This window comes from Klebsiella sp. 1SOBk10mer (assembly GCF_046602535.1).
In the GTDB taxonomy this organism is placed as follows: domain Bacteria; phylum Pseudomonadota; class Gammaproteobacteria; order Enterobacterales; family Enterobacteriaceae; genus Klebsiella; species Klebsiella quasipneumoniae.
Map to the genome: position 1 here is coordinate 190907 of NZ_JBKIUP010000003.1, position 14305 is coordinate 205211.

A 14305-nucleotide genomic window follows, 5' to 3' on the forward strand; every position below is an offset into this window, starting at 1 on the left:
CCTTATCCTTTGCGAAACATTTTCAGCATGCGCTGAGTCACGGTAAAACCACCGAAAATATTAATGCTGGCGATCAGTACCGCGATAAAGCTCAGGAAGCTGACCCAGCCGCCGTGGCCTATCTGCAGCAACGCGCCAACCACGATAATGCCCGAAATGGCGTTCGTCACCGACATCAGCGGCGTATGCAGCGCATGGGAGACATTCCATACCACGTAGTAACCCACCACGCAGGCCAGCGCGAAGACGGTGAAATGGCCGAGGAACTCTTTAGGCGCCACGTTGGCCAGCCAGCCGAAGAGAATAATCGCCAGCGCTATCAGCGCATATTTGCGCCACGGCGACGCCGGTTTCACCTCTTCTTTCGGCGCTTCCACTTTTTTCGCCGCGGCCTGCGGCTGAGCGGAGACCTGAATCGGCGGCGCCGGCCAGGTGATTTCGCCTTCACGCACCACGGTCACACCGCGCACCACCACGTCATCGAAATCGATGACGATATTGCCGTCTTTCTCTTTGCACAGCAGCTTCAGCAGGTTCACCAGGTTGGTGCCGTAGAGCTGGGAGGACTGGGTCGGCAGACGGCCTGGCAGGTCGGTATAACCGATAATTTTCACGCCGTTGGCGGTGGTCACCACTTCGCCCGGCACGGTGTACTCGCAGTTGCCGCCGTTTTGCGAGGCGAGATCGACCACCACGCTGCCCGACTTCATGGCGTCAACCATTTCCCGGGTGATCAGCTTCGGCGCCGGCTTGCCCGGAATTAACGCCGTGGTGACGATAATATCGACCTCTTTCGCCTGGGCGGCGAACAGCGCCATTTCGGCCTGAATAAAGGCCTCGGACATCACCTTGGCATAGCCGTCGCCGCTGCCCGCTTCCTCTTTAAAATCCAGTTCGAGGAATTCGGCGCCCATACTCTGCACCTGCTCCTTCACTTCCGGACGGGTATCGAAGGCGCGAACAATCGCCCCCAGGCTGTTGGCGGCGCCAATCGCCGCCAGACCGGCCACCCCGGCGCCGATAACCATCACCTTGGCGGGCGGAACTTTGCCTGCCGCGGTAATCTGCCCGGTAAAAAAACGGCCGAATTCATGGGCCGCTTCAACGATAGCGCGGTACCCGGCGATATTGGCCATTGAGCTGAGCGCATCCAGCGACTGGGCGCGGGAGATACGCGGCACCGAATCCATCGCCATCACGTTGATATTGCGGGCCGCCAGTTTTTCCATCAGCTGCGGGTTTTGCGCCGGCCAGATAAAACTAATCAGCGTGGTTCCTGGATTCAACAGGGCAATTTCATCGTCATTCGGAGCATTGACCTTGAGGATGACATCAGACTGCCACACCTCATCGCCGGTCACGATCTCAGCTCCCGCCTGGGCGAAGGCCTCATCGTCAAAGCTGGCCAGCTTCCCGGCGCCGCTTTCTACCGCGACGCTAAAGCCGAGTTTGAGCAACTGCTCAACGGTCTTCGGCGTGGCGGCGACCCGGGTCTCCTGGGCTAGCCTTTCTTGTGGTACACCAATACGCATAGTTTTCCCTTCCATCGGTTTTTGATGATGGTTTACTTTTCTGACCAACAACGACAGGACGGCAAAATCGTCCTCGCCGTCTTTCGCTGTCTGCAAAATGAAACAGTAACAAACTTTTTATAACCTACTGAAAATAGCGATTGTGATCTACAGCGATAAAACAGAAATTTTGATTTTATTGCTTATTGTCAGCACAGATGGTTCCGGGCAGCAATATTTACCTGAATTTGCCTTTCAGGCCTGATAATCCGCTTATCCAGTGGTATAAAACGCCATTTATCGCCATTGAGATCATTGTATTAACATTACATTAACTAATAAAAGTGGTATCGATTATCGTTTTTGCTGGTCAAGCGGCTGTTTTTTCAACATATCGAAAAATGTTATCTTTCCGTGGTATACGATTCGGGCGGCAAGCAAAAAATGACGCAGACAGTCACAGCGATTAAATGCAATAATCAAACGTTTTCAGTCAACAACAACACCAGTATATGGTTTGCGCAAGGCAAAGGATTATTTTTATGAAGCTTAAAAACACCCTCCTGGCGTCTGCTCTCCTGACAACCGCCACGTTGTCTGCCCACGCAGCGACCGAGTTGACCCCGGAGCAGGCGGCTGCGCTGAAGCCCTACGATCGCGTTGTCGTCACCGGCCGGTTTAATGCCATTGGCGACGCGGTGCAAGCGGTATCGCGCAAAGCTGACAAAGACGGCGCGGCCTCATTCTATGTTGTCGACACGTCGGATTACGGCAATGGCGGCAACTGGCGCGTCACGGCTGACCTCTATAAAGACGACGCGCCGAAAGCGGATGCGCCGAAAAATCGCATCATCAATGGCGTGATGGAGCTGCCGAAAGATCAGGCCGTTGAGCTGATGCCTTACGACACCGTCACCGTCCAGGGCTTCTATCGCAGTCAGCCGGAAGTGAACGACGCCATCACCAAAGCGGCGAAAGCGAAAGGCGCCTATGCGTTCTTCATCGTCCGCCAGGTGGACGCCAACCAGGGCGGCAACCAGCGCATTACCGCCTATATTTACAAAAAAGATGCGGAGAAACGCGTTCTGCAGAGCCCGGACGCTATCCCGGCTGATTCTGAAGCCGGCCGCGCGGCGCTGGCCAAAGGCGGCGAAGCGGCGAAAAACGTCGAAATCCCGGGTGTCGCCACCACCGCGGCGGTTGGCTCCGGCACCGGCGTAGGTCGTTTCTTCGAGACCCAGTCGTCGAAAGGCGGACGTTACACTGTCACGCTGCCGGACGGCACCAAAGTTGAAGAAGTGAACAAAGTGACCGCGGCGCAAATGGTGCCGTTCGATAACATCAAGTTCACCGGCAACTATGGCAACATGACGGAAATCTCTTATCAGACGGCGAAACGCGCGGCGAAGAAAGGGGCGAAGTACTACCACATTACCCGCCAGTGGCAGGAACGCGGCGGCAACATCACCATCAGCGCCGATTTGTACAAATAATCGCTGCAGACTGGCTAAAAAGGCGGCGCATTGCCGCCTTTTCATTTTTTTTCATCCCCCGCCATTGCATGGCCCCCGGACACTCCGTAAAATCCCGCGCCTTAGCGCAATCCTCCATTTTTATGCGATTTCGCAAAATAAATATTCTGGAACAGCCATTTTCACCTCGGGAATGCAATGGAAAAGAAACTGGGCCTGAGCGCCCTGACCGCCCTGGTCCTTAGCTCAATGCTCGGCGCTGGCGTATTCAGTTTGCCGCAAAATATGGCGGCCGTGGCCAGCCCTTCCGCTCTGCTCATCGGCTGGGCGATCACCGGCGTCGGGATCCTGTTCCTCGCCTTCGCGATGCTGCTGTTGACCCGTATTCGCCCCGACCTCGACGGCGGGATCTTCACCTACGCCCGTGAAGGGTTCGGCGAGCTGATCGGCTTCTGTTCCGCGTGGGGCTACTGGCTGTGCGCGGTGATTGCCAATGTCTCTTATCTGGTGATCGTCTTTTCGGCGCTCAGTTTCTTCACCGATACCCCTGAGCTGCGCCTGTTTGGCGATGGCAACACCTGGCAGTCGATCGTCGGCGCTTCAGTTCTGCTGTGGGTAGTCCACTTTCTGGTCCTGCGTGGGGTGCAGACGGCGGCGGGGATTAACCTGGTCGCGACCCTCGCCAAGCTGTTGCCGCTGGGGGCGTTTGTCGCCCTCGCCGCCCTGGCCTTTCAGCTGGATACGTTCCGCCTCGATTTCAGCGGCCTGGCGCTGGGCGTACCGGTGTGGGAGCAGGTTAAAAACACGATGCTGATCACTCTGTGGGTGTTCATCGGCGTCGAAGGCGCGGTGGTGGTCTCCGCACGCGCGCGTCACAAGCGCGACGTTGGGCGCGCGACGCTGCTGGCGGTGCTTTCGGCCCTCGCGGTGTATCTGCTGGTCACCCTGCTGTCGCTGGGCGTGGTGCCGCGTAGCGAACTGGCCGAAATGCGCAACCCGTCGATGGCGGGACTGATGGTCAGACTGATGGGCTCGTGGGGTGAAATTGTGATTGCCGCCGGGCTTATCGTGTCGGTGTGCGGCGCCTATCTCAGCTGGACCATCATGGCCGCCGAAGTGCCTTACCTCGCGGCCACCCACAAAGCCTTCCCGCGCCTGTTCGCCCGTCAGAACCGCAACAACGCCCCCTCCGCCTCGCTGTGGCTGACCAATATCAGCGTTCAGGCGTCGCTGGTTTTGATCTGGCTGACCGGTTCGGACTACGGCACCCTGCTGACTATTGCGTCAGAGATGATCCTCGTGCCCTATCTGCTGGTCGGCGCCTTTTTGCTGAAAATCGCCACCCGTCCGCTGCATCAAGCGGTGGGTATCGGCGCCTGCATTTATGGCTTATGGTTATTATACGCGTCGGGACCTGTGCATTTGCTGTTGTCGGTGGTACTTTACGCTCCGGGTCTTCTGGTCTTTTTGTACGCGCGGCGTACGCACCAGCACGATCGTTCGCTCAAACGCCGCGAATTGGCGCTAATTGGTTTATTGCTGGTTGCCGCTGTGCCGGCAACGTGGATGCTGGTGGGGTAAGCGGTCGCCCTGCCGCCTAAATCAAAGGAGATACCCATGGCTGAACTACAGCCCCGCCCGGTTCTGATCACAGGAGGAGGCCGCCGCATCGGCCTCGCGCTGGCGCACCATTTTCTGCAGCAACATCAGCCGGTCATCGTCAGCTATCGCACGCCCTATCCGGCGATCGATGACCTGCGCCAGGCAGGCGCTCTCTGTCTGCAGGCCGACTTCAGCAGCGATGACGGCATTCTGACCTTTGCCGAAGCGGTTAAATCGCATACCAGCGGCCTGCGGGCCATCATCCACAACGCCAGCGACTGGATGGCGGAGAAGCCGGGAGTACCGCTCAGCACGGTGATCAACCGCATGATGCAGATCCACGTCCATGCCCCCTATCTGCTCAACCACGCGCTGGAAGAACTCCTGCGCGGCCACGGCCATGCCGCCAGCGACATTATCCATATCACCGATTACGTGGTGGAGCGCGGGAGCGATAAACATATCGCCTACGCCGCCAGCAAGGCCGCGCTGGACAACATGACCCGCTCCTTCGCCCGCAAGCTGGCGCCGGAGATCAAAGTCAACGCTATAGCCCCGTCGCTGATCATGTTCAATGAAGGTGACGACGAGGCGTATCGTCAGCAGGCGCTGGATAAATCGCTGATGAAAATCGCCCCGGGCGAGAAAGAGATCAGCGACCTTATCGACTATCTGTTTACCAGCCGCTACGTGACCGGCCGGTCATACGCCGTCGACGGCGGTCGCCCTCTGCGTTAGTGGAAGCGGCTCCAGCCAACAATCAACAGCCAGGCGCACAGCCCCCAGCACCCCACTGCGCCTGCCAGCGCTAACGGCAGGCGCATGATGCCGGTGAAGTACCACAGCGACAGCAGATAGATAAAATAGGGAACGATCGACCACATGCCGAACACGATAGTGGCGCGCAGGGCTTCAATACCACGCTCGCTGGCAACAATATAGTGGGCGATGAGCGCAAAGGTGGGAAACAGCGGAATAAGCCCGGCGATGGCGTAGTTTTTGGTTTTCGCCAGCACGCCAATCAGCACCACCACCAGCGCGCCCAGCAGCCCTTTGAGTAACAGCCCCATGTCCATATGCCTTAACAATGAATCAACAAGTTAGCGCAGCATAGCGGAATTAGCGCTGTTTATAAAACAGGAATGGCGGGTAAAATAGCCGCGGTGTATGTTACTTCTTTTACTGATGTGCAATAGACATGAATAAAATCGTTTTTGTTGAGGATGATCCTGAGGTAGGAGCGCTGATCGCCGCCTATCTCGGCAAGCATGATATGGAGGTGGTGGTCGAGCCTCGCGGCGACCGCGCAGAGGAAGTGATCGCGCGGGAGAAACCGGACCTCGTGCTGCTGGACATTATGCTGCCCGGCAAGGACGGAATGACCCTCTGTCGCGATCTGCGTGGGCAATGGCAAGGGCCGATTGTTCTGCTGACCTCGCTCGACAGCGATATGAACCATATCCTCTCCCTGGAGATGGGTGCCAGCGATTATATCCTGAAGACCACACCGCCGGCGGTGCTGCTGGCGCGACTGCGTCTGCATTTGCGCCAGCATATCGCCCCGGCGGGTACAGGCGCGCCTTCGACGCTGACCCCGCACAAGACCATCTCCTTTGGCTCACTGACCATTGACCCGGTCAACCGCCAGGTGCTGCTCGGCGGAGAAAGCATCGCCCTGTCCACCGCCGATTTCGACCTGCTGTGGGAACTGGCCACCCACGCCGGGCAGATTATGGACCGCGACGCCTTGCTGAAAAATTTACGCGGCGTCACCTACGACGGGATGGATCGCAGCGTTGACGTCGCTATCTCGCGCCTGCGCAAAAAACTGCTCGACAACGCCACCGAACCCTACCGGATTAAGACGGTACGCAACAAAGGCTACCTCTTCGCCCCCCACGCCTGGGATAACTGAGCGGTCAGTCTGCGGCCCTGAAAGGGGCCCGTTTCACCGCCTGTTCCCCGGCGGCAAGCGCATCGCATTTTTTCGCCACCTTCGCGCTGGCTGACCGCCGCCCATTTGTCATATTGAGTAAATCAATATGTTTCGCCGTACAGAAGCCCATCACATAACCCCTCAATATGATTGTGTTCAAGGACTTAGCGTTATCAGAGTGGCATAAAGCCTGAAAACACAGGACTTTTGCATGATGAAATACGTTGTACTTTTGGCACTTACTCTCTTCACGTCACTCTCTGGCTGGGCTTTTTCTCTCGACAACGCCGATATCCGGCTCCTCTGTCCACAGCGCGGGCAGATTAAGGTGCTTCTTCACCGCTATCAACATACCCAGCAATCCTGGGGAGATCACCATTTCGAAACCGGCGGCGGATACGTGCGCCAGGGGCCGCTGCTGGTGATCCCGTTTGCTAATCTTGATCAGATGATTTACCACCAGACCACCGGCGAATTTGCTTACTGGTATGCCGAAGCAGAACAGCTGGTGCGCTGTCGGCTGCTGAGCCTGGCCACCCTCTATCCGGTGGATATACCCTACTATCGCGAGTAGCGCCCAGCGGCGCGCAGAATACGCTGGCCACAATCCTGGCCTCATGCAGACGTAAGCCCGCAATGAGTGACAGCGTCACATTTTTAACGGCGTCGCTCCCCCCGGCTGGCTATTGTCAGGGGGCATAAACCCTGCTTTGATAGCGTATCGGTTATGCCCGCGCGGGCTTCGGCTCGCCCCGGTAAATCCGTGACGTTTTCGCCCTGCCCTGCAGATGGTCCGGGGCGCCGGCAGGTTTCTCTTTTTGAATATGCGGTAATGTAATGAAAAAGCTGTTCGTGCAGTTCTATCTTCTGCTCTTCGTCTGCTTTCTGGTGATGACCATGCTGGTGGGCCTGGTCTATAAATTTACCGCTGAACGCGCCGGAAGGCAGTCGCTTGACGATCTGATGAAAAGCTCACTGTATCTGATGCGCAGCGAGTTGCGGGAAATTCCCCCTCGCGACTGGAGCAAGACGCTTAAAGAGCTGGACCTTAATCTGTCGTTCGACCTGCACATCGAGCCGATGAGCAAATTTAAATTGTCGGAAAGCTCGATGCAGCACCTGCGCGCTGGGGATATTGTTGCGCTCGACGACCAGTACACCTTTATCCAGCGCATCCCCCGCAGCCACTATGTGTTATCCGTGGGCCCGGTACCCTATCTCTATTTTCTGCATGAAATGCGCCTGCTGGACGTGGCGCTGATGGCGTTTATCGCTATCTCGCTGGCCTTCCCGGTGTTTATCTGGATGCGTCCGCACTGGCAGGACATGCTGCGCATTGAGACCGCCGCCCAGCGCTTTGGCGAAGGCCACCTCAGCGAGCGTATTCATTTTGACAGCATGTCCAGCTTTGAGCGGCTCGGGGTGGCCTTTAACCAGATGGCCGACAACATTAACGCCCTCATTGCCAGCAAAAAGCAGCTGATTGACGGCATCGCCCATGAGCTCAGGACGCCTCTGGTGCGCCTGCGCTACCGTCTGGAGATGAGCGAAAACCTCACCGAGGCGGAATCGCAGGCGCTGAACCGTGATATCGGCCAGCTGGAGGCGCTCATTGAAGAGCTCCTGACCTACGCCCGTCTCGACCGCCCGCAGACGGAGCTCAGCCTGACCACCCCCGATTTTCCCGCCTGGATCAGCGACCACGTCGAGGATATCCAGATGGTCAACCCGCAGCGCGAGGTCTGCCTGGCGACGCTGACCCGCGGCAACTATGGCGCGCTGGATATGCGGTTGATGGAGCGGGTGCTGGATAATCTGGTGAATAACGCCCTGCGCTACAGCAGTCAGCGGGTGGCGGTCAGCCTGACCCTGCAGGGTTCCCGCGCGTCGTTGCAGGTCGATGATGACGGCCCGGGCATTGCCCCCGAGGAGCGCGAGCGGGTGTTCGAGCCTTTTGTTCGTCTAGACCCCAGCCGCGATCGGGCGACCGGAGGCTGTGGCCTCGGCCTGGCCATCGTCCACAGTATCGCCCAGGCGATGGGAGGCGAGGTTCGCTGCGAGGCCAGTCCTCTCGGCGGCGCCCGTTTCTGTTTTAGCTGGCCGGTCTATCATCAGTTGCCCGATTTTACCTCTGCCTGAATAAAAGTTGCACAGCGGCCGCGGGCTGGGTATGCTGTAAAAATCGAATAGTATGTTGTAACTAAGGTGAATGCGATGGCCAGCTACGACCTCGTTGAACGTCTGAATGATACCTTTCGCCAGATCGAGCTGGAGCTGCAGGCGCTGCGCCAGGCGTTAACGACCTGTCGACTGCTGGCGGGCCGGGTGTTTGAGCTGCCGGCAATCAGTAAAGATGCCGAGCATGACCCGCTGGCGAACATTACTGTCGTCCAGCACACCGGGGAGGCGGCGCTGGATCTCGCCCTGCGACACTATGGCCATCTGTTTATCCAGCAGCAATCGGAAACCCGCAGCAGCAAAGCCGCCGTCCGCCTGCCGGGTGCTATCTGCCTGCAGGTCACCGCCGCGGAACAGCAGGCGCTGCTGGCGCGCATTCAGCAGATCAACACCCTTAAGGCCACCTTCGAGAAAATCGTCACCGTCGACTCTGGCCTGCCCCCCACCGCCCGCTTTGAGTGGGTGCATCGCCATTTGCCTGGATTAATTACCCTCAGCGCCTATCGCACGCTAACGCCCCTTCTCGACCCGAGCACTATCCGCTTCGGTTGGGCCAATAAGCACGTGATCAAAAACCTGACCCGCGACCAGGTGTTGATGATGCTGGAGAAAAGCCTGCAATCGCCGCGGGCGGTGCCGCCCTGGACCCGCGAGCAGTGGCAGAGCAAACTGGAGAGGGAGTATCAGGATATCGCCGCCCTGCCGCAGCGGGCGCGGCTGAAAATTAAACGGCCGGTGAAAGTACAGCCGATTGCCCGCGTCTGGTATGCCAGCGAGCAGAAACAGGTGCAGTACGCCTGCCCCAGCCCGCTGATCGCCCTGATATCCGGCAGCCAGGGGGTCAGCGTGCCGGATATGGGCGAATTGCTCAACTACGATGCCGACAACGTGCAATACCGCTACAAACCGGAGGCGCAGTCGCTGAGATTACTGATCCCTCGCCTGCACCTCTGGCTGGCTAGCGAGTAGCCAGGCTGCCGACCATCAGCTCCGGGCGCACCCAGCTGTCGAATTCGGCTTCCGTCAGGTAGCCCAGCGCCAGCGCCGAGGCCTTCAGGGTCAGCCCCTCATGGTGCGCTTTTTTGGCGATCTCCGCCGCTTTATCATAGCCGATATGGGTATTCAGCGCGGTCACCAGCATCAGCGACTCGTTGAGCAGCTGGTTGATCCGCTCGCGATTCGGCTCAATCCCCACCGCACAGTGCTCGTTAAAGCTCGACATGCCGTCCGCCAGCAGACGCACCGACTGCAGGAAGTTGTGAATGACCATCGGCCGATAGACGTTGAGCTCGAAGTTACCCGAGGCGCCGCCGATATTCACTGCCACGTCGTTACCCATCACCTGGCAGCAGACCATGGTCAGGGCTTCGCACTGCGTCGGGTTGACTTTGCCGGGCATAATCGATGACCCGGGCTCGTTTTCCGGGATGGCGATTTCCCCAATCCCGCAGCGCGGCCCGGAGGCCAGCCAGCGGACATCGTTAGCGATTTTCATCAGCGAGGCCGCCAGACCTTTCAGCGCGCCGTGGGCATGGACCAGGGCATCGACGGTGGCCAGCGCTTCGAATTTGTTCGGCGCGGTGACAAACGGCTGTCCGCTGAGCGATGCCAGTTCGGCCGCCACCCGCACGGCATATTCCGGATGAGTATTCAGCCCGGTACCCACCGCCGTCCCGCCCAGCGCCAGCTCGGCGAGATGCGGCTGGCTGGCGTCAAGATGCTTCAGGTTATGGTCCAGCATCGCCACCCAACCGGAGATTTCCTGGCCTAAGGTGAGCGGCGTGGCGTCCTGCAGATGGGTGCGACCGATCTTAACGATATCCCTGAAGGCCACCGCTTTTTCGTTGAGCGTGGCCCGCAGCGCCTGCAGCGGCGGGAGCAATTTTTCCCGCAGGGCAATCAGCGCCGCGACGTGCATGGCGGTGGGGAACACATCATTCGAGCTTTGGCTTTTATTGACATCGTCATTGGGGTGGATTTTTCGCGCCATCCCCCGCTCACCGCCGAGCAGTTCACTGGCGCGGTTGGCCAGCACCTCGTTCATATTCATATTGCTCTGGGTGCCGGAACCGGTCTGCCAGATAGCCAGCGGGAACTCCTGGGGGTGTTTTCCGGCCAGCACTTCGTCAGCGGCGGCGACGATCGCCCCGGCTTTCTCCGGCGTCAGCAGGCCAAGATCCTGATTGACCTTCGCCGCCGCCCGCTTGGTCAGCGCGAGGGCATATATCAGTTCCCCGGGCATTTTTTCGGTCGAGATGCGGAAATGCTCCAGAGAACGCTGGGTCTGGGCGCCCCAGAGTTTATCGGCCGGGACGTCGATGGCGCCCATCGAGTCTTTTTCACTGCGATGCGTTGTCATTACTTTCTCCTTGGATGAAAAGTGCGTCATAGCGACAAAGCTCACCTGCTTAAAAGAGTAAGTATTGGCCAGATTGAAAAGTTGTTTTGGTGGTTCGTGCCGCGAAGCGGCATAAAAAAACCGCCCCGAAGGGCGGCCAGGTTTACTTCACGCAGCGGGCGCACTGCGACGTCTGGATCTGCTGGAAGAAGTCGTTGCCTTTATCATCGACGAGAATAAACGCCGGGAAGTCTTCCACGTCGATTTTCCAGATAGCCTCCATCCCCAGTTCCGGATACGCCACGCACTCAAGGCTGCGGATGCTCTGCTGAGCCAGTACCGCCGCCGGGCCGCCGATGCTGCCGAGGTAGAAGCCGCCGTGCTTGTGGCAGGCGTCGGTGACCTGCTGGCTGCGGTTGCCTTTCGCCAGCATGATCTTGCTCGCGCCGTGCGACTGCAGCAGATCGACGTAAGAGTCCATGCGCCCTGCGGTAGTCGGGCCGAGGGAGCCGGAGGCGTAACCGTCCGGCGTCTTGGCCGGGCCGGCGTAGTAGATCGGGTGATCTTTGACGTACTGCGGCAGGGCTTCGCCATTATCAATAAGCTCTTTCAGCTTGGCGTGGGCGATATCGCGGGCCACGATAATAGTGCCGCTCAGCGACAGACGCGTGGACACCGGGTACTGCGACAGCAGCGCCAGGATCTCGCTCATCGGCTGGTTAAGATTCACTTTCACCGCTTCGCCTTCCCCAGCCTGGCGCAGATGCTCAGGGATATATTTCCCCGGATTGCTCTCCAGCTTCTCAATCCAGATGCCGTCGCGGTTGATTTTGGCTTTGATGTTGCGGTCGGCGGAACAGGAGACGCCCATCCCTACCGGGCAGGAAGCGCCGTGACGCGGCAGACGGATCACGCGGATATCGTGGGCGAAATATTTGCCGCCGAACTGCGCGCCGAGGCCGAGGTTCTGCGCTTCCAGCAGCAGTTCTTGCTCCAGTTGCACGTCGCGGAAAGCCTGCCCATGTTCGTTACCTTCGGTCGGCAGGCCATCGTAGTATTTAGTGGAGGCCAGCTTGACGGTTTTCAGCGTCGCTTCCGCCGAAGTCCCGCCGATGACAAAGGCGATATGGTACGGCGGACACGCGGCGGTCCCCAGGGTGCGCATCTTCTCGACCAGATAGTTTTTCAGCTTCGCCGGGGTGATCAGCGCTTTGGTTTCCTGGTACAGATAGGTTTTGTTAGCCGAGCCGCCACCCTTGGCGATGCAGAGGAATTTATACTCATCGCCATCGGTAGCATAGAGGTCAATCTGCGCCGGCAGGTTGGTGCCGGTGTTAACCTCTTTATACATATCCAGCGGGGCGTTCTGCGAATAGCGCAGGTTGTCCTGGATATAGGTGTTGTACACCCCCTGCGCCAGGGCGGCCTCATCGCCTCCGCCGGTCCAGACGCGCTGACCTTTTTTACCCATGATGATCGCGGTGCCGGTGTCCTGACAGGTGGGCAGAATGCCTTTGGCGGCGATATCGGAGTTGCGCAGGAACTGCAGGGCGACGTATTTGTCGTTTTCGCTGGCTTCCGGGTCGTTCAGGATATCCGCCACCTGCTGCTGATGCGCCGGGCGAAGCATAAAGGAGGCGTCGTGGAAGGCATGTTGCGCCAGAAGGGTCAGCGCCTGAGGGTCAACTTTTAGCACTTCCTGGCCGGCAAATTCGGCGACGGAGACGTAATCACTGCTGAGGAGATAATACTCGGTGTCATCCTTTTTGAGGGGAAAAGGATCCTGGTAAACAAACGGTTTATTCGACATTGTACTCTCACTTACTGCTTTGGCTGATTATGTTTCAGGCAGGGACTCCATGTGCCTGTAGAAAAGCGAGTCGATCAATCTTACACAATTTTTTAACAAAAACTGAGACAGGGACGACTTTTTCTTTCAGCAGTTGCTTCTCCAGCGTTTGCTGGTTTAATAGGGCGATAATTTTACTTTGATTGATACAGGGAATGAGAATGCAAAAGCTGATCAACGCCGTACAGAACTATGCCTGGGGAAGCCATACCGCCTTAACTGAACTGTATGGCATCGCCAACCCGGACAACCAGCCGATGGCAGAGCTGTGGATGGGGGCGCATCCGAAGAGCAGCTCGCAGGTCCTGACGGCCGATGGCCAGCCGCGTTCGCTGCGCGAGGTGATTGACGCGGATAAAGCCGCCCTGCTCGGCGAAAAAGTGGCGCAACGCTTCGGTGAGCTGCCGTTCCTGTTTAAAGTGCTGTGCGCCGCGCAGCCTCTCTCCATTCAGGTCCATCCTAACAAGCAGGCCTCCGAAGAGGGTTTCGCCCGCGAGAACGCCGCCGGCATCCCCCTCTCCGCCGCCGAACGTAACTACAAAGATCCGAACCACAAGCCGGAGCTGGTTTTCGCCCTGACCCCGTTCCTGGCGATGAACGCGTTTCGCGAGTTCAGCGAAATTGTCAGCCTGCTGCAGCCGGTGGCCAACGCACACCCGGCGATCGGCGCCTTCCTGCAGCAGCCGGACGCGACTCGCCTGAGCCAGCTGTTTGCCAGCCTGCTGAATATGCAGGGCGAGGAAAAAGCCCAGGCGCTGCAGGCGCTGCGCGAGGTGCTGGACCGTGAGCAGGGCGAACCGTGGCAAACCATCCGCCTGATCGCGGAATTCTATCCCGACGACAGCGGCCTCTTCTCCCCACTGCTGCTGAACGTGGTGAAGTTGAATCCTGGCGAAGCGATGTTCCTGTTTGCCGAAACGCCGCACGCTTATCTGCAAGGGGTAGCGCTGGAGGTGATGGCCAACTCGGATAACGTGCTCCGCGCCGGCCTGACGCCGAAGTACATTGATATCCCTGAGCTGGTGGCCAACGTTAAGTTCGAGGCTAAACCGGCGGGTGAGCTGCTGACCCAGCCGCAGCGCCACGGCGCGGAACTGGACTTCCCGATCCCGGTGGAAGATTTTGCCTTCTCGCTGCACGATCTCTCCACCGAGGCCAGCGATCTGGCCCAGGCGAGCGCGGCGATCGTTTTCTGCGTCGACGGCGAAGCCGTGCTGCGCAAAGGCGACCAGAGCCTGACCCTCAAGCCGGGCGAATCGGCCTTTGTGGCCGCCAATGAATCGCCGGTGCAGGTCAGCGGCCATGGCCGCGTGGCGCGCGTGTTCAATAAGCTCCAGTAAACGACTGACCTTTCAGGTCTCGCTTACTGATTATGACAACTCAGCCAGGCGGTCTCTCCGCCTGGCTTCATTTATGGAC

At 58.5% G+C, this 14305-nt stretch carries 12 protein-coding genes; 8 read left to right on the forward strand and 4 right to left on the reverse strand.

Annotated features, from left to right (window positions below; genetic code table 11):
• Window positions 1-2 precede the first annotated feature (2 nt).
• Window positions 3-1532: a Re/Si-specific NAD(P)(+) transhydrogenase subunit alpha gene (gene pntA, locus ACLH1I_RS10860; RefSeq protein WP_017898698.1), complete on the reverse strand. Its 1530-nt coding sequence runs from the start codon at window positions 1530-1532 to the stop codon at window positions 3-5.
• A 521-nt stretch (window positions 1533-2053) separates the two neighbouring features.
• On the opposite strand from pntA, the gene ydgH reads away from it, so the two are divergent.
• The 3 genes from ydgH (at window position 2054) to folM (ending at window position 5323) form a co-directional block, all read left to right on the forward strand.
• Window positions 2054-3004, forward strand: coding sequence for a DUF1471 family protein YdgH (gene ydgH / locus ACLH1I_RS10865; RefSeq protein WP_004887044.1), 951 nt, complete (start codon window positions 2054-2056; stop codon window positions 3002-3004).
• A 177-nt stretch (window positions 3005-3181) separates the two neighbouring features.
• Window positions 3182-4564, forward strand: a complete 1383-nt coding sequence (locus ACLH1I_RS10870; RefSeq protein ID WP_032455954.1) for an amino acid permease — start codon at window positions 3182-3184, stop codon at window positions 4562-4564.
• 36 nt (window positions 4565-4600) lie between these two features.
• Window positions 4601-5323 carry a dihydromonapterin reductase gene (gene folM, locus ACLH1I_RS10875; RefSeq protein ID WP_004887050.1) on the forward strand — a complete coding sequence of 241 codons (723 nt, stop codon included), beginning with the start codon at window positions 4601-4603 and terminating at the stop codon, window positions 5321-5323.
• Here folM and ACLH1I_RS10880 read toward each other — a convergent pair.
• Window positions 5320-5655 (reverse strand): GlpM family protein, encoded by a 336-nt coding sequence (locus tag ACLH1I_RS10880; RefSeq protein ID WP_043523134.1) that lies wholly within the window; start codon window positions 5653-5655, stop codon window positions 5320-5322. The two genes, folM and ACLH1I_RS10880, sit on opposite strands and share 4 nt — an antisense overlap.
• A 128-nt stretch (window positions 5656-5783) precedes the next feature.
• On the opposite strand from ACLH1I_RS10880, the gene rstA reads away from it, so the two are divergent.
• From rstA to tus, 4 genes are all read left to right on the forward strand, one after another.
• Window positions 5784-6500, forward strand: coding sequence for a two-component system response regulator RstA (rstA, locus tag ACLH1I_RS10885; RefSeq protein ID WP_004887056.1), 717 nt, complete (start codon window positions 5784-5786; stop codon window positions 6498-6500).
• Between the two features lie 232 nt (window positions 6501-6732).
• On the forward strand, window positions 6733-7095 hold the full coding sequence (locus tag ACLH1I_RS10890) for a hypothetical protein (protein WP_004887058.1): 363 nt from the start codon (window positions 6733-6735) through the stop codon (window positions 7093-7095).
• A 263-nt stretch (window positions 7096-7358) separates the two neighbouring features.
• Window positions 7359-8660 carry a two-component system sensor histidine kinase RstB gene (rstB, locus tag ACLH1I_RS10895; protein ID WP_049004202.1) on the forward strand — a complete coding sequence of 434 codons (1302 nt, stop codon included), beginning with the start codon at window positions 7359-7361 and terminating at the stop codon, window positions 8658-8660.
• A gap of 75 nt (window positions 8661-8735) precedes the next feature.
• A complete protein-coding gene (gene tus / locus ACLH1I_RS10900; RefSeq protein WP_065904130.1) occupies window positions 8736-9668 on the forward strand; it encodes a DNA replication terminus site-binding protein in 933 nt (310 codons plus the stop codon).
• On the opposite strand, the gene fumC is transcribed toward tus, so the two are convergent.
• Both fumC and fumA read right to left on the reverse strand, forming a co-directional pair.
• Window positions 9658-11058 (reverse strand): class II fumarate hydratase, encoded by a 1401-nt coding sequence (fumC, locus tag ACLH1I_RS10905; protein WP_049004203.1) that lies wholly within the window; start codon window positions 11056-11058, stop codon window positions 9658-9660. The two genes, tus and fumC, sit on opposite strands and share 11 nt — an antisense overlap.
• 142 nt (window positions 11059-11200) lie before the next feature.
• Window positions 11201-12847 carry a class I fumarate hydratase FumA gene (gene fumA, locus ACLH1I_RS10910; protein ID WP_023318141.1) on the reverse strand — a complete coding sequence of 549 codons (1647 nt, stop codon included), beginning with the start codon at window positions 12845-12847 and terminating at the stop codon, window positions 11201-11203.
• 200 nt (window positions 12848-13047) lie between these two features.
• On the opposite strand from fumA, the gene manA reads away from it, so the two are divergent.
• Entirely contained in the window at window positions 13048-14226 is a 1179-nt protein-coding gene (gene manA, locus ACLH1I_RS10915; RefSeq protein WP_004204108.1) for a mannose-6-phosphate isomerase, read from the forward strand.
• Window positions 14227-14305: the final 79 nt, after the last annotated feature.